Genomic DNA, 14,667 nt, shown 5'->3' with positions numbered 1-14,667 from the left:
GATTGCTATGCCTGAATTACCGGAAGTTGAAACAGTGAGACGTGGGTTAACTGCGCTTGTAGTTGATAAAAAAATAAACAAAATTGATATTTATTATCCAAAAATGGTTCTGCCAAATGAAAAAGAATTTGTTAAAGCATTGACGGGAAAAACAATTGTAGAAATTCAGCGGCGTGGAAAATACTTGATTTTTCATTTTGACCAAGGTATTTCAATGGTTTCACATCTACGCATGGAGGGGAAATACTCGGTTCAAGCGCATGAAATGCCTCTCAACAAACATGATCATGTGGTTTTTGAGTTTACTGATGGGACGGAATTACGGTACAACGATACAAGAAAATTTGGTCGAATGGTGGTAGTGCCTACTGGCGAAGAATATTCGGTTGCTGGACTTAAAACGATTGGTCCCGAACCGACGCCGGAAACGTTGAGCATTGATTATTTAACAACCACAATGAGAAAGCATCACAAGGCAATTAAAGCATTTTTACTTGATCAAAATATGATTGCCGGGTTAGGAAATATTTACTGTGATGAGGTTTTGTGGTTGGCCAAAATTCACCCTTTACAACCGACTAATACAGTACCGGTTGGCAAAATTGTGACTCTTAGGCAAAAAATCTTTGATGAACTGGACTTAGCCATTAAAGCAAAGGGAACAACCGTTTTTTCATATTTGGATGCTAGTGGTCATGCAGGAAGCTTTCAAAATCAACTCCATGTTTATCAACGTACTGGCGAACCTTGTGAACGTTGCGGAACGCTAATTAAACGAATTAAGGTTTCTCAACGTGGTACCCATTTTTGTCCGTTTTGTCAAAAATTGATTGAAGTTGATAACTAATGGCAATTGTATTAGGTCTAACTGGTAGCATTGCTACAGGTAAATCCACCGTCAGCCAGTATTTGAAAGAATTAGGTTTCCCGGTCATTGATGCAGATATAGTTGCGCGCAAGATTGTGGCACCGGGGCAGCCAGTAACACAAAGATTGCGACAAACTTTTGGAAATCAAATTTTTGAAGGCGATGTCCTCAATCGAAAGAAACTTGGAAATCTAGTTTTTTCTGATTCTGAAGCTCTGAAAAAACTAAATGAGCTTATGCAACCAGCAATCAGAGTTGGAATTGAATTTCAAATTCGAACGCTCAAAAAAGGCTCCGACAACCTAATTGTTTTAGATGCTCCGTTACTTTTAGAGCAAGGGTACCAATCATTAGTTGATCAAATCATGGTTGTCACCAGTTCGTCAGCTGTTCAGTTGGAGCGGTTGAAACAACGGGATGGTCTTTCAGATAAAGAAGCTCGGCAAAGAGTTTTGAGTCAATGGTCACAAAAAAAGAAGATTGAAATGGCTGATATTGTGATTGACAACGGTCGGTCTATTGAAGAAACCCACCGTCAAGTGTTAAAATGGCTTGACAATAGGAAGTTACGTTAGTAAGTGGAGGTAAAAGGTTCATGAGATGTCCACACTGTCACCATAATGGTTCACGTGTCGTTGATAGCCGTCCTACTGATGATGGACGAGTTATTCGGCGTCGAAGAGAATGTGAAGCATGCGGATTTAGATTTACAACATTTGAACGAATTGAAGCTTCACCGTTATTGGTGATTAAGAAAAATGGTACCCGAGAAGAATTTAATCGAGAGAAGATTCTTCGTGGGCTTATTCGTGCGGCTGAGAAACGACCAGTCGGTGCGGATGAAATGTCGAAAATTGTTGATGAGGTTGAAAATAAAGTTCGTGGTTTAGGCGAAAATGAAGTTTCTAGTCAAATCATTGGTGAGTATGTGATGAATATACTTGCTAAAGTAGATGAAATTGCCTATATCCGGTTTGCGAGCGTTTATCGACAATTTAAAGATATGAATGTGTTTATGAAAGAACTTAAAGATATGATGGCAAAGGACAAGAAAGTGAAGAAACCAACCACGCATAAAGATAAAGATGATGGTGGCGAGGCGTAATGAATGAGGGATGGGCAAATTTAAGTCCTAAGGATGGCTTTTTAGTTACCCAGCAGGCGTATTTGAGTAATTTTGATCAAAAAGTGCTCACTTATTTATATCAACCAATTATTGGTGCCAAGGCGTTTAGTCTGTTTTTAACTCTCTGGACTGAAATGAATCCAGTTGGAATGCGTTCAGAAAGAAAGTCTCATTTGGAATTATTAGACATTCTGAACTGTGATTTGCCAGAGTTCTATACAAGTCGGCAAAAGCTTGAAGGAATTGGTTTATTGAAGTCCTATGAGGGTGAAGACTCGCTTGGACACTTTTTTGTATACCAACTTGGAAAACCGGTTTTGCCGGATAGTTTTTTCAAAGATGATTTATTAAGTAGCCTACTGCTAGAAGCAGTGGGAGAACGTCGCTTTTCTGAATTGGCTGATCACTTTAAGTTAATTCAAACGAATGTCAAAGACTTAAAGAATGTTTCAACCGATTTTTTAACCGCGTTTCATATTTCTGAACAAGCACTTAAGGAACCAAACTCTTTGATTCGTGAAACACAAGCTGAATTTAAGAAGGCGGGCCAAGATAGTAAGCCAGCACAAATAAATTTGGGCAATCCAAATTTTGATTTTAGCTTATTAAAAGAGTTACTCAGCAAGGGATTTACCAAGTGGGACTCTGTAGATGAGGCGCAGAAACTAATTTTAAGTGAGCATCTTTTGTATGGACTTGATGAAGTGGAAATGGCGCGTCAAATCGGACAAGCAACTGATTTGGTAACGGCTGAATTAAATACCAAAAAACTGCAACAACAGATTGCCAAAAATTTTACTGCCCATCAGAGTCAAAATCAAAAATATGTCGATACTCCAGGGCCATTGGAAAAAGCAAAAGCTAATAATAACACCGGTTTAACTAAGGAAGATCAAGAACTTATCAAGGCCGCAAAAGCCTATGCACCGGCCACTTATTTGGAAAATTTGAAACGCTCGATTCACGGGGGCTATGTCACGTATAGTGAACGTCAATTATTGAAAAACTTAATTGATCGTAATCTGTTTCCGATTAGTGTGATCAATATTTTGATCTCATACATTGTTATTGATCGAGAAATTACCACATTACCAAATAAATTGGTAGATACGATGGCCAATAACTGGAGTCGGGCACATGTGACTACACCTGAAGGAGCAATTCTACAAATTAAGAATTTTGCCAGTGCTAAGGCCACAACCAGAAAACAAGTTACTCAATCAAGAAGGGTTGTGGCTAAAGAAACGCTTCCTGACTGGGCCAAAAGTGACAATACAGCAACTACTACTAAGGTTAATAAGGATGATCAAGCGCGGCTTAATAAGCGTTTAAATGAGCTTCGCAAGCAGCATAAGGAGGATAAGTAGATATGGAAAACGTACGCAAGGTCTTAACAGAACTTATGAGCAAGCGCAAATTAGATACTAAGTTTCAGAATCTGATGTCCTCCGTATATGAAGACGCCGATGTTTTAGCTTTCTGTGAGGCCCACAAAGCAGAATTATCCTCTGATAGTGTGGCACGATCAGCTTCTAAATTATATGAGTATGTGCAAGAAAGAGATAAATTTAACCGCCATGAACCCACGCTAATGCCGGGATATCAGCCAGTTTTGATTGTGAATAATCATATGATTGAAGTTTCGTATAAGCCTAGTAAACAGCTTTTGGCAGATGAAAAGCAACGAGAATTCAATTCACGTGTCAAATCGGTTAATATGCCTAAAATGATTAGACGAGCTCACTTTGAAGATTTTTACCCAGATGAAAATCGGCAAAGCGCATTGAATGCTGCATTAGATTTTGTTCAAGCTTATGAGACTGATCCACATCACTTTCACAAGGCACTTTATTTATCGGGCAGTTTTGGAGTTGGTAAAACTTATTTGCTGGGGGCAATTGCCAACGAATTGGCTTCGCAGGAATTTGTGTCTACCTTAGTTCATTTTCCGAGTTTTGCGGTGGAAATGAAGAACGCCATTGGTGAAAATAATTTGGCAGAAAAACTAAATATAATTAAAGAAGCCCCAATTTTAATGTTAGATGATGTTGGGGCAGATGCCATGTCCAGCTGGGTGCGAGATGAAGTTTTAGGCGTGATTTTGGAATATCGTATGCAAAATGAATTACCTACTTTTTTCAGTTCAAATTTTTCAATGGATCAATTGGAAAAAGAACATTTGCAGATTAATCAGCGCGGTGAATCAGAACCGCTGAAGGCTAAACGGCTGATGGAGCGGATTAAGTTTTTAGCTACTGAAGTGACAATGGTTGGTGTCAATCGGCGCCAATCGTAAATTTAAAATTATTAAAGAAAAATGTGAGTTTGGTTGTTGACATTTTTTCAGAGTGTGGTTTAATTAGTTTTGAAATCAAAGAAAAGACATGATCATTGTGAATTCATTCAGGGAATGGTGACTATAGCTGGAAGTCACCTATGAAGCGCCAATGACTACCACTTTTCTGAGCCTGGTGGAAATATCAGGACGGATTGTTCCCGTTATCGAACCCAATGAGATACAGGCCTTGGTCTGTAATCTTGGGTGGAACCGCGTTAATAACGTCCCGAGTGCATACTTGTGTACTCGGGATTTTTTTATACAAAAAATTAGAAAGAAGAGAAGAGAATATGGCAGATATTGAAATTACATTAGCTGATGGTGCAAAACGTGCAGTTGCAGCTGGCTCAAGTGTATTAGATGTTGCAAAAGATATTAGTGTCAGTTTGGCAAAGAAGGCTGTTGCCGGTAAAGTTAACGATCAGTTAGTATCTTTAGACCAAGAATTGGATGGGGATGCTAAACTTGAAATTGTAACTAAGGATTCTGAAGAAGGATTACAGGTTATTTGGAATACTGCAGCTGTTGTCTTGGAAGCTGCAGTCCACGAAATCTACTCAGATATTCATTTTGGTACCAAAGGTAATGTTGAACATGGATTCTATTGTGATACTGACAATGGTAGTGAACAAATTAGTGTAGATAGTTTACCCGCCATTGAAGACAAGATGGCTGAATTAATTAAAGCAAAATTGCCATTGGAGCAAGAATTTTTGTCTGAAGAAGAAGCACTTAAGGTTGTAGATGGTGATCCTTACCGTGCTAAATTAGTTCATGCTCAAGCAAAAGATGGCAAGGTCAGCGTTTATAAAATTAATGACAATGTTATTTTGAACAGTGGTGTGGTACTTGAAAATACGAGCGAAGTAAAAGTATTCAAACTATTATCCGTTGCTGGTGCTTATTGGGAGGGTAAATCAAGTAACCCAATGCTTCAACGGATCTACGGAACAGCTTTCTTGAAGCAAAAAGATTTGGATGCTGAATTAGCACGCCAACAAGAAGCTCATGATCGTGATCATCGTGTCATTGGTAATAACTTGGACCTATTCTTTGTTGATCCAAAGGTCGGTGCCGGATTACCTTACTGGATGCCAAAAGGTGCCACAATTCGTCGCACCATCGAACGTTACATCATTGACAAGGAGGTTGCCAATGGCTATCAACACGTTTATACTCCCGTTTTGATGAACTTGGATGCTTACAAGACATCAGGTCACTGGGAGCATTATCGTGAAGATATGTTCCCACCAATGGACATGGGTGATGGTGAAATGTTGGAATTACGTCCAATGAACTGTCCTTCACATATTCAGGTTTACAAACATCATATTCGTTCATATCGTGAATTACCAATTCGAATTGCTGAACTTGGTATGATGCATCGTTACGAAAAATCTGGCGCTTTATCCGGATTACAACGAGTTCGTGAAATGACTTTGAATGATGGTCATACTTTCGTGGCTCCAGATCAAATTCAAGATGAATTTAAAAAGATTCTTAGTTTGATGGTGGAAGTGTACGATGATTTTGATATTACAGACTACACATTCCGTTTAAGTTACCGTGATCCTAAGAACACTAAGAAGTACTTTGATGATGATGAGATGTGGAATAAATCTCAAGCTATGTTAAAAGCTGCAATGGATGATCTTGGTTTGGATTATGTTGAGGCTGAAGGTGAAGCTGCGTTCTATGGTCCAAAGCTGGATGTTCAAACTAAGACGGCACTTGGCAACGAAGAAACACTTTCAACGATTCAATTAGACTTCATGCTTCCTGAAAGATTTGATTTGCACTATGTTGGTGCCGATGGTGAAGATCATCGTCCAGTTATGATTCACCGTGGTTTAGTTTCAACAATGGAACGATTCACTGCTTACTTAACAGAAATTTACAAGGGTGCATTCCCAACTTGGTTGGCGCCTAAACAAGTGACAATTATTCCAGTTAATCCTAAATTCCATGGTGATTATGCTGAAAAACTACGGGCTAAAATGGCTGCTAAACAGATCAGAGTTGATGTTGACAACCGTAATGAAAAGATGGGTTACAAGATCCGTGAAGCTCAAACACAAAAAGTTCCTTATGTTTTAGTTGTAGGTGACCAAGAGCTTGAAGCTGGTACCGTAAGTGTTCGTAAGTATGGTCAAAAGGAATCTGAAAGTGAAAATAACAATATGTTCATCGATAGTTTGTTGGCTGAAATTCAGAATTATAGTCGGACCGGTGACAGTGGCAAGAATGATAGCTTAATTAAGTAAGCATTCTTGACAGAAACTCTGGAATCTGATATTCTGGACAAGTTGAGAAATTAAGCAGAGGCACCCGCTTCTCGCCTTAGTAATTAAGATTGCTGGGCTAAAACGATGAATAGACTAGGAATAGTCTTAATGGCGGGGTGTGTATGCACCTCGTTTTTTTCTGCCTTTTTCTTAAAATAATTTGGAGGTGAATTGCCATAGCTGTTGATATGATGGTTAATAACGGTATTCGTGCTCGCGAGGTACGATTAATCGGTGATGATGGCACACAATTGGGTGTGAAGTCGAAACGAGAGGCTATAGAGTTAGCTGAACAAGCAGAACTTGATTTGGTATTGGTTTCCCCAAAAGCTAAACCGCCAGTTGCCAAGATCATGGATTATGGAAAATACCGTTTTGAGCTTCAAAAAAAGCAACGTGAAGCTCGCAAACGACAAAAAACAGTTAGCATTAAGGAAGTTCGTCTGAGTCCTACGATTGATACGAATGATTTCAATACTAAGCTTAAGAATGCTAAAAAGTTCTTAGCAAAGGGTGATAAAGTTCGTGTATCAATTCGTTTCAAGGGCCGTGCCATTACACATAAGGATATTGGTCGTGACGTATTGAATCGGATGGCAAAAGCTGTATCTGATGTTGCAACGATTGAACAATATCCTAAAATGGAAGGACGAAGCATGTTTTTGATGCTGGCTCCAATTTCAGAAAAGTAAAGTAGGAGGAACATATTATGCCAAAAATGAAGACAAATCGCGCTGCTGCAAAGCGTTTTAAACGAACTGCTAATGGTGGTTTTAAGAGTGCAAATGCCTATACAAGTCACCGATTCCATGGAAAGACAAAGAAACAACGTCGTCAATTACGTGGATTGAGCATGATGGATCATACGAGCGTTAAGCGTTATCGTAAGATGCTAGCTCCAATCAGCAAATAGTCTAATTTAAAGAATAAAATGCTGGGTGACCAGTTCTAGGAGGAATTATTATGCCACGAGTAAAGGGTGGAACAGTAACACGTCGTCGTCGTAAACGCGTATTGAAACTTGCTAAAGGTTATCGCGGACCAAAACATACTAACTTTAAGGTTGCTAAAGACCAAGTTATGAAGTCTGGTTTGTATGCCTTTCGTGATCGTCGTAACCGTAAAGGTGAATTTCGTAAGATCTGGATTGCACGTATTAATGCTGCAGCTCGTTTGAATGATATGAGTTATAGCCAATTAATGCACGGTTTAAAAGTTGCTAACATTGATATGAACCGTAAGATGCTTGCAGATCTCGCAGTTAGTGATGCAGCAGCATTTACAGCTTTAGTTGAGTCAGCTAAAAAGGCTTTGGCTTAGTAAAAAATCCTCGAATTGTTAGGTTATTTCATTTTGAAATAGTTAACAAGAATCGAGGATTTTTTTTGTAAAAATTAGATAAACAGTTAAGCGTTGCCTTAATTTAATTCTTTGGAAACAACAATTTTACCTGGTTTATGATGGTCGTCCAAGAGAGTCTGGCCTTGAACGACGCCTTCAAGTGAAAAAGGGAAAGTTTGTGCAATTGATGCGTGTAACTGATTGTGCATGATTAATTCAGTGAGATAAACTAAGGCTTTTTTATTTTGGTGGTAAGTAGCATCGTTAAAATCGGTAATGGATTGTGTTTCAAATTGGACTTTGAATTCTTTCGAAAACCCGTTCAAGCTAACTAATTGACCTTCAGGTTTTAACCATCTGTAACCATTTTTTTCTGTGAACTCGGTTGGAGTGGCATTGATTAAAACGTCAACCGGTGCGTGATCTAAAAAATTTCTTTGCATCACTTGATCTGAAGAAATAAATAAGTCGGCACCCAGTTGATTGACAAAATCCGCGTTTTTAAGTGAGGCAGTAGCTGCAACAAACAAACCCATTGCTTTTGCAATTTGGACAATCATTGAACCCACAGCTCCAGATGCACCTAACACTAAAATGGAAGTCACGTTTTCTAAATGGACTGCCCCTTTGAGCACATCATAAGCAGTCACACCAGCACTGGGTATCCCAGCGGCTTCTGCAAACGACAGCTCCTTTGGTTTGGCGATAAGTTTTAAATGAGGGACGGACACAAATTCTGAATAAGCACCACGAACGACACGACCCATCACTGAGTCGCCAATTTTAAATTCCGTGACATCGGGTGCTGCATCAACAACGGTTCCAGCGACGTCACTTCCAGGGACGAATGGCAGTTGGGGAGCATTTTTAAATGAAATTTTTCCCTGACGCAGTTTGCTATCAAAAGGGTTCATCGCAAAAGCTTGGGTTTTAACAATGACTCGTCCTTTTTCAGGAGTGGGCTGGGTAAGGTTGAATTCTTCAAAAACACTAGGGCTACCATATTTTTCAAATCCAAATGCCTTCATATTGAGTAAACTCCTTTAAAGTGAATTAATATTTATTGTTTATGTGAGTAAATTAGTTTATGACTAATATTAACTCAACAAGGTTAAAAACCTTAAACAATTTGATTTTATTTAGGCAATTAAAAATCTTAATGAGATTCTAGCGACTTTGAATGCAAAAATTGTGAAAATCAACTATAATGATGGGATAGTGTGTTTTAAGGAGAGTAGGATGATTGAAAAGTTTAAGCCAACTTGGCGATTGAAAAAGATTTATAGTTTAACGCCAAACGAGCTCAAAAAAGCAGGAATAAAAGCGGTTTTAACTGATCTAGACAATACTTTGATTGCTTGGGATAATCCAGATGGCACAAGTGAATTAAGGACATGGATCACACAAATGGAATTAGCTGGGATCCCGGTTATCGTTGTTTCTAACAATAGTCATTCACGGGTTAAACGGGCACTAAGAAACATACAGTTACCATTTGTTTCCAGAGCATTGAAGCCATTAGGTTTTGGAATTCACCGGGCACTAAGAAAATTAAATCTCAATGCCGATCAAGTGGTTATGGTTGGGGATCAATTACTTACTGATATTTTAGCGGCAAATTCAGCAGGGACACGCAGTATACTAGTGAAACCACTATTAAATTCGGATGCATGGAATACTAAGATAAATCGTTTTTTTGAATATTTTATTCAGAAAAGGTTAACAAAAAAATACCCAGATATGAACTGGCAGGAGGAAATTAAATAAATGGATCAAGCCGAAGATGAAGTTTATTGCATTGGTTGTGGCGCAAAAATTCAAACAACAGATAAAAACCAACTGGGATATACGCCTCAGAGTGCGTTAGATAAGGGATTAGAAAAGGGCGAAGTTTATTGCCAGCGTTGCTTCCGTTTACGCCACTACAATGAAATTGCACCTGTGTCATTGACGGATGACGACTTTTTACGTTTATTGAGCCAAATTCGCGATGATGATGCTTTGATTGTCTACGTTGTCGATATGTTTGATTTTAATGGAAGTATGATTCCTGGGATTCATCGTTTCGTTGGTGATAATCCAGTTTTGCTGGTTGGAAATAAGGAAGATATTTTTCCTAAGTCTTTGAAACGAAACAAAATGAAAGAATGGCTGAAACAACAGGCCAACTTACAAGGGATTCGGCCTCTTGATGTCCTCTTAACGAGTGCAAAAAATCTTGATGAAATTGAAATTTTATTAAATACGATTGAAAAGTATCGTAAAAATCGTAATGCCTATGTTGTTGGTGTGACAAATGTTGGAAAGTCTACCCTGATTAATCAAATTATTCGGTTAAACAACGGGACCCAGGATTTGATTACCACTTCTCGTTTTCCTGGTACAACTCTTGATAAAATTGAAATACCTTTCGAAGACGGTAAAATGTTAATTGACACACCAGGAATTGTCCATGAGGATCAGATGGCCCATGTGTTAACCGGAAAAGACTTGAAATACGTCTCACCACAAAAGACAATCAAACCAAGTACATTCCAATTGGATGATCAACAAACACTTTTCTTTGGTGGTCTAGGTCGATTTGATTATATAAGTGGCCATGGCGCAGTAATTACCTATTTTGAAAATAATTTAATGATTCATCGGACGAAGTTAAGCAACGCAGAAAACTTTTATACCAAGCATGTGGGTGAACTTTTAACACCGCCGGATAAAGAAGGTTTGGAGAAATTGCCAGAGTTACAACGCCATGAATTTCATTTGGATGAAAAGAGTGATGTTGTGATTGAGGGATTGGGATGGATTACGGTTCCTGGTCATTCAACGATTGCTATTTGGGCGCCAAGAGGCATCTCAACTGTCGTCCGTCGCCCACTGGTTTAAAAATGAAAGAGGAAAATATGAATTTAAGAGGAAAACAAAAAAGATTTTTACGTAGTAAGGCTCAACGCTTTCGCTCGAAATTTTCAGTTGGTAAAAATGGCTTAACTCAAGCATGGGTCGATCAGCTAGATGGTGCCATGAATAACTATGAATTAATTAAAATTAATTTGCAACAAAGTGCAGACGTTACTCCTGAAGAGGTTAAGGATTTCATTGAAAGTCATACTGCTATTCAGGTTGTTCAAATCATTGGTCATGTCTTAGTGTTGTTTAAAGAGTCTGATGACGAAGACAAACGCAATATTTCGTTGCAGGTTAAAGATATTTAAGTTTAATCAACGGAGTGTGAAAGATTTTGACGCGGACAAAAACCGTTCAACAGACAAAAGTTACTGTCGAAACAGAATTAGTTAGTGATATTGTGCATAAACGAATTGGTTTATTGGGAGGAACATTTAATCCGCCTCATTTGGGACATTTAATCATGGCAGAACAGGTTTGTTCGCAACTCGGACTTGATCGAGTGGATTTTATGCCTGATTTTATTCCACCTCATGTGGATACTAAATCTGCAATTGAAGCCAAGCATCGAGTGGCGATGGTCAAACTTGCAGTTGAAGATAATCCGAATTTCGGTGTTGAACTTGCCGAAATCAATCGAGGTGGGAAAAGCTATAGTTATGATACATTGATAGCTTTGAAACGTGCTCATCCGGAAAATCAATATTATTTTATTATTGGCGCTGACATGGTTGCTTATTTACCAAAATGGTATCGGATTGCTGATTTGGCAAAAATGGTTCAATTCGTGGGTGTTAAACGGCCCGGAGTGAAAGTGCATAGTGCCTATCCAATTTTATGGGTTGATACCCCCACAATTGATTTGAGTTCAACACTAATTCGCCACAAGATTGCTAAACGGCATTCAATAAGGTATCTTGTTCCACAGCAAGTTTGCGAATACATTAGGGAGCATAAATTATATGGAAAAAAATGACACAATTGAGTATTCAGAAAATTTAATTCCTTATACAAGAAAACAATTAGTAGATAAAGTTCAAGAAAAGTTAGATGACAAACGCTTTCAGCATTGTTTACGGGTTGAAAAGCAAGCAATGGAATTAGCAAATGAAAACAATGTAGATCCTGAAAAAGCTGCTATTGCTGGCCTTTTACATGATTATGCCAAGCAACGATCTGATCATGATTTTATTAAAGTGATTAATGATAAACAGATGAATCCGGTTCTTTTGGATTATGGTAATGCAATTTGGCACGGTGTGGTTGGGGCTGAGCTCATCAAAGATGAATTGCATATCTATGACGAAGATATATTGAACGCTGTGCGCCGTCACACAGTTGGCGCAGCCTATATGACTAAACTTGATCAAATTGTTTATATGGCCGATTATATCGAGCCTGGTCGAGATTTCCCTGGTGTTGACAAAGCTCGCCAGATCACACATGAAAGTTTAAAAAAGGGTGTCTTTTTTCAAACACAACAGACGCTAAGTTATTTAGTTGAAAATGCAAAGCCCATTTATCCGGGTACCATTGCCACATATAACGCATGGCAGAACGAAAAATAGGAGGAAATTCATTGACAGAAAGTAAAACAATCTTAGAAACGACTGTGAAAGCAGCAAGTAGTAAACGGGCAGAAAACATCATTGCCTTAGACATGGAAAATGTGAGTTTGTTGGCAGATTATTTTGTGATTATGAGTGCTAATTCAAATCGACAAGTGGCCGCTATTGCAGATGAAATTGTTGACCAAAATGAAAAAAACGGTGTGTCCGTCCGCCACGTAGAAGGCCAACGTGCCGCTGAATGGATCCTAATTGATTTGGGCGACGTTATTGTAAATGTTTTCCAGACTGATCAACGTAAATTCTATAATTTGGAAAAGCTTTGGTCACAGGCCAATCCTGTTGATGTTCAAAAATGGGTTGAAGCATGATTTATCAGACCTTTGCTAAACTATATGATGATTTGATGGACCCAGCCATGTATGATCAGTGGCTGGATTTTGTTTCCAAACGGCAGTCTGACAAAACAGTTGACTGGTTGGATCTTGCTTGTGGCAGTGGAAGATTAGCGGTTAAACTCATTCAAGATGGCTATCAGGTTTCAGGGTTCGATTTATCTGATGAAATGTTGGCTTTGGCGGATGAACATGCACAAGAGGCCAAAGTTACTTTGCCATTGATGCAAGGTAACATGTTAGATTTGAGTGAACTTGGAAATTACGATGTGGTGTCATGTTTTGCAGATTCTTTTTGCTATCTACCAAATAAACAGAATTTGAAAACCTGTTTTGCTCAGGTTTTTCAGCATTTGAACGCGGATGGAAAATTCTTGTTTGATGTGATTTCGCCGTATCAAACAGATGAGATCTATCCTGGCTATATGTATAACTATGTGGATGACGAGCAGGCGTTTTTATGGACAACCTATCAGACTGAGGAACCACATAGTGTAGAGCACGACTTGACCTTTTTTGTGAAAAATGACGCCACAAACACTTATAGTAAAATTAATGAATTACATCATGAACGCACTTATGAATTGGAAACGTATTTGAGTTTGCTTAATGAAGTTGGCTTTAAGAATGTGAAAACTTCAAGCAATTTTGGCAGAGATGCTATCAACGACAAAAGTACGCGGTGGTTTTTCGAGTGTTCAAAGTAGGTGACTAAATGACAGTTTGCAGTGTAATTGCAGAATTTGATCCGTTTCATAACGGACATGCCTATCTTTTAAACAAAGCCCGTGAATTAACGCACGCTGATGTGTTAGTGGTGCTAATGAGTGGCAATTTTTTACAGCGAGGAGAACCTGCCATCATTGATAAGTGGAAACGCGCGAAAGAGGCTTTGAGTAGTCAGGCTGATTTGGTTATCGAACTGCCAATCAATGTTTCCATGCAAGCTGCTCATTTATTTGCGCAAGGTGCGGTTTCAATGGCAGCACAGCTGGGTAGTGATTATTTGGTTTTTGGAAGTGAGCACCCAGAGTTAAACTATAATTATTTAGTTGAAAAAGCGCAGAATCTTAAATTTGAAGGTTCGAATCATGCTCAAAGCTTTGCTGCGCAGCTATTTAAAACACTCGCTCAACAAACCGGGACTGAATTAAAGACTGCCAATGATATTTTGGCCTTTAATTATTTTTTGGCCAATCAAAAAGTGGAAACTTCTAAAATGAAGTTAGTCCCTGTACAAAGACTAGAAAGCGATCATTCGGATCGATCTTTAAATTTTGCACATTTTGCGAGTGCTTCGGCGATTCGGCAGGCTCGTTTTAAAAAAAATAAAAATTATGAGATTTTTATTCCGGAACAAACGAAAAAGGATTTGGCAGGTCCTGTAGTTAGTTGGAACGATTTATGGCCCTACCTGAAGTATCGGGTATTAACTACTTCGGCAGAAGAAATAGGTCAAATTTATGGTGTTTCAGAAGGAATTGAAAATCGAATTAAAGCTATCATTCAGAAAACTACTGATTTTACAACTTTTATACAAGCGTTAAAAACAAAACGGTATACGTATACCCATTTGCAGCGCTTGTGTTTGGCTATTACGTTAAATCTTAAGAAAGGGCAAATGCTTAACCAAAAATCAGTGTTTCGAGTTCTTGGATTTAATCCAATTGGACAACAGTATTTACATCAAATGCAGGTTTTGAATTTGTTGGTGCTGAGTAGAATTGGAAAAGAAGAAAGTGATTCTGTTTACCGAATTACTTGTCAAGCTGACCAAATTTATAGTTTATTAACAGGTCAAGAACAAACAATTGGACGAAAACCAATTATTTTAGTGTGACT

The 14,667-nt window shown here is 38.5% G+C and carries 18 protein-coding genes and 1 other annotated feature; of the genes, 17 read left to right on the top strand and 1 reads right to left on the bottom strand.

What is annotated here, in order from left to right:
- The first annotated feature begins 7 nt into the window (after positions 1 to 7).
- From mutM to rplT, 9 genes are all read left to right on the top strand, one after another.
- Complete coding sequence (mutM, locus tag PPA04_RS02970) at positions 8 to 847, top strand: bifunctional DNA-formamidopyrimidine glycosylase/DNA-(apurinic or apyrimidinic site) lyase (protein WP_057783092.1); 840 nt, start codon at positions 8 to 10, stop codon at positions 845 to 847.
- Entirely contained in the window at positions 847 to 1,443 is a 597-nt protein-coding gene (gene coaE / locus PPA04_RS02965) for a dephospho-CoA kinase (RefSeq protein ID WP_057783094.1), read from the top strand. The genes mutM and coaE overlap by 1 nt, the downstream gene beginning before the upstream one ends.
- A gap of 20 nt (positions 1,444 to 1,463) precedes the next feature.
- Positions 1,464 to 1,973: a transcriptional regulator NrdR gene (gene nrdR / locus PPA04_RS02960; RefSeq protein ID WP_057783096.1), complete on the top strand. Its 510-nt coding sequence runs from the start codon at positions 1,464 to 1,466 to the stop codon at positions 1,971 to 1,973.
- Entirely contained in the window at positions 1,973 to 3,361 is a 1,389-nt protein-coding gene (locus PPA04_RS02955) for a replication initiation and membrane attachment family protein (protein WP_057783098.1), read from the top strand. The genes nrdR and PPA04_RS02955 overlap by 1 nt, the downstream gene beginning before the upstream one ends.
- 2 nt (positions 3,362 to 3,363) lie before the next feature.
- Positions 3,364 to 4,290, top strand: a complete 927-nt coding sequence (gene dnaI, locus PPA04_RS02950) for a primosomal protein DnaI (RefSeq protein WP_057783100.1) — start codon at positions 3,364 to 3,366, stop codon at positions 4,288 to 4,290.
- A 332-nt stretch (positions 4,291 to 4,622) separates the two neighbouring features.
- Complete coding sequence (gene thrS, locus PPA04_RS02945; protein ID WP_057783102.1) at positions 4,623 to 6,596, top strand: threonine--tRNA ligase; 1,974 nt, start codon at positions 4,623 to 4,625, stop codon at positions 6,594 to 6,596.
- A gap of 46 nt (positions 6,597 to 6,642) precedes the next feature.
- Positions 6,643 to 6,763 (top strand) — a sequence feature (ribosomal protein L20 leader region).
- A gap of 45 nt (positions 6,764 to 6,808) precedes the next feature.
- Positions 6,809 to 7,309: a translation initiation factor IF-3 gene (gene infC, locus PPA04_RS02940; protein ID WP_057783160.1), complete on the top strand. Its 501-nt coding sequence runs from the start codon at positions 6,809 to 6,811 to the stop codon at positions 7,307 to 7,309.
- A 17-nt stretch (positions 7,310 to 7,326) separates the two neighbouring features.
- Positions 7,327 to 7,530, top strand: a complete 204-nt coding sequence (gene rpmI / locus PPA04_RS02935) for a 50S ribosomal protein L35 (protein ID WP_057783104.1) — start codon at positions 7,327 to 7,329, stop codon at positions 7,528 to 7,530.
- Positions 7,531 to 7,580: 50 nt separating this feature from the next.
- Complete coding sequence (gene rplT, locus PPA04_RS02930) at positions 7,581 to 7,937, top strand: 50S ribosomal protein L20 (protein ID WP_057783106.1); 357 nt, start codon at positions 7,581 to 7,583, stop codon at positions 7,935 to 7,937.
- Between the two features lie 98 nt (positions 7,938 to 8,035).
- Here the strand turns inward: rplT and PPA04_RS02925 are convergent, their stop codons facing one another.
- The gene (locus tag PPA04_RS02925) at positions 8,036 to 8,986 is read right to left on the bottom strand and encodes an NADP-dependent oxidoreductase (RefSeq protein WP_057783108.1); all 951 of its coding nucleotides are present in this window, start codon (positions 8,984 to 8,986) and stop codon (positions 8,036 to 8,038) included.
- A 211-nt stretch (positions 8,987 to 9,197) separates the two neighbouring features.
- Here PPA04_RS02925 and PPA04_RS09545 point away from each other — a divergent pair, with 211 nt between their 5' ends.
- The 8 genes from PPA04_RS09545 to PPA04_RS02890 are packed head-to-tail and all read left to right on the top strand — an operon-like array spanning position 9,198 to position 14,665.
- Positions 9,198 to 9,725 carry a YqeG family HAD IIIA-type phosphatase gene (locus tag PPA04_RS09545; protein WP_057783110.1) on the top strand — a complete coding sequence of 176 codons (528 nt, stop codon included), beginning with the start codon at positions 9,198 to 9,200 and terminating at the stop codon, positions 9,723 to 9,725.
- Positions 9,726 to 10,841, top strand: a complete 1,116-nt coding sequence (gene yqeH / locus PPA04_RS02920) for a ribosome biogenesis GTPase YqeH (protein ID WP_057783112.1) — start codon at positions 9,726 to 9,728, stop codon at positions 10,839 to 10,841.
- 17 nt (positions 10,842 to 10,858) lie between these two features.
- Positions 10,859 to 11,170: a YhbY family RNA-binding protein gene (locus PPA04_RS02915; protein WP_057783114.1), complete on the top strand. Its 312-nt coding sequence runs from the start codon at positions 10,859 to 10,861 to the stop codon at positions 11,168 to 11,170.
- 23 nt (positions 11,171 to 11,193) lie between these two features.
- Positions 11,194 to 11,838 (top strand): nicotinate-nucleotide adenylyltransferase, encoded by a 645-nt coding sequence (locus PPA04_RS02910; protein WP_057783116.1) that lies wholly within the window; start codon positions 11,194 to 11,196, stop codon positions 11,836 to 11,838.
- On the top strand, positions 11,825 to 12,430 hold the full coding sequence (gene yqeK, locus PPA04_RS02905; protein WP_057783118.1) for a bis(5'-nucleosyl)-tetraphosphatase (symmetrical) YqeK: 606 nt from the start codon (positions 11,825 to 11,827) through the stop codon (positions 12,428 to 12,430). The genes PPA04_RS02910 and yqeK overlap by 14 nt, the downstream gene beginning before the upstream one ends.
- 11 nt (positions 12,431 to 12,441) lie before the next feature.
- Positions 12,442 to 12,801, top strand: a complete 360-nt coding sequence (gene rsfS, locus PPA04_RS02900) for a ribosome silencing factor (protein WP_057783120.1) — start codon at positions 12,442 to 12,444, stop codon at positions 12,799 to 12,801.
- Entirely contained in the window at positions 12,798 to 13,532 is a 735-nt protein-coding gene (locus tag PPA04_RS02895; protein WP_057783122.1) for a class I SAM-dependent DNA methyltransferase, read from the top strand. Before rsfS ends, PPA04_RS02895 begins: the two co-directional genes overlap by 4 nt.
- An 8-nt stretch (positions 13,533 to 13,540) precedes the next feature.
- On the top strand, positions 13,541 to 14,665 hold the full coding sequence (locus tag PPA04_RS02890; protein ID WP_057783124.1) for a nucleotidyltransferase: 1,125 nt from the start codon (positions 13,541 to 13,543) through the stop codon (positions 14,663 to 14,665).
- Positions 14,666 to 14,667: the final 2 nt, after the last annotated feature.

This window comes from Pediococcus parvulus, assembly GCF_007990205.1.
Classification (GTDB): Bacteria; Bacillota; Bacilli; order Lactobacillales; family Lactobacillaceae; genus Pediococcus; species Pediococcus parvulus.
Note: the sequence above shows the minus strand (reverse complement) of the source record. Positions and strands in the feature narration are given on the sequence as shown.

Excerpts from the sequence above, each read along its gene's own strand:
- mutM (WP_057783092.1), top strand. The coding sequence starts at position 8 with ATGCCTGAATTACCGGAAGTTGAAACAGTGAGACGTGGGTTAACTGCG.
- coaE (WP_057783094.1), top strand. The coding sequence starts at position 847 with ATGGCAATTGTATTAGGTCTAACTGGTAGCATTGCTACAGGTAAATCC.
- nrdR (WP_057783096.1), top strand. The coding sequence starts at position 1,464 with ATGAGATGTCCACACTGTCACCATAATGGTTCACGTGTCGTTGATAGC.
- PPA04_RS02955 (WP_057783098.1), top strand. The coding sequence starts at position 1,973 with ATGAATGAGGGATGGGCAAATTTAAGTCCTAAGGATGGCTTTTTAGTT.
- dnaI (WP_057783100.1), top strand. The coding sequence starts at position 3,364 with ATGGAAAACGTACGCAAGGTCTTAACAGAACTTATGAGCAAGCGCAAA.
- thrS (WP_057783102.1), top strand. The coding sequence starts at position 4,623 with ATGGCAGATATTGAAATTACATTAGCTGATGGTGCAAAACGTGCAGTT.
- infC (WP_057783160.1), top strand. The coding sequence starts at position 6,809 with ATGGTTAATAACGGTATTCGTGCTCGCGAGGTACGATTAATCGGTGAT.
- rpmI (WP_057783104.1), top strand. The coding sequence starts at position 7,327 with ATGCCAAAAATGAAGACAAATCGCGCTGCTGCAAAGCGTTTTAAACGA.
- rplT (WP_057783106.1), top strand. The coding sequence starts at position 7,581 with ATGCCACGAGTAAAGGGTGGAACAGTAACACGTCGTCGTCGTAAACGC.
- PPA04_RS02925 (WP_057783108.1), bottom strand. The coding sequence starts at position 8,986 with ATGAAGGCATTTGGATTTGAAAAATATGGTAGCCCTAGTGTTTTTGAA.
- PPA04_RS09545 (WP_057783110.1), top strand. The coding sequence starts at position 9,198 with ATGATTGAAAAGTTTAAGCCAACTTGGCGATTGAAAAAGATTTATAGT.
- yqeH (WP_057783112.1), top strand. The coding sequence starts at position 9,726 with ATGGATCAAGCCGAAGATGAAGTTTATTGCATTGGTTGTGGCGCAAAA.
- PPA04_RS02915 (WP_057783114.1), top strand. The coding sequence starts at position 10,859 with ATGAATTTAAGAGGAAAACAAAAAAGATTTTTACGTAGTAAGGCTCAA.
- yqeK (WP_057783118.1), top strand. The coding sequence starts at position 11,825 with ATGGAAAAAAATGACACAATTGAGTATTCAGAAAATTTAATTCCTTAT.
- PPA04_RS02895 (WP_057783122.1), top strand. The coding sequence starts at position 12,798 with ATGATTTATCAGACCTTTGCTAAACTATATGATGATTTGATGGACCCA.
- PPA04_RS02890 (WP_057783124.1), top strand. The coding sequence starts at position 13,541 with ATGACAGTTTGCAGTGTAATTGCAGAATTTGATCCGTTTCATAACGGA.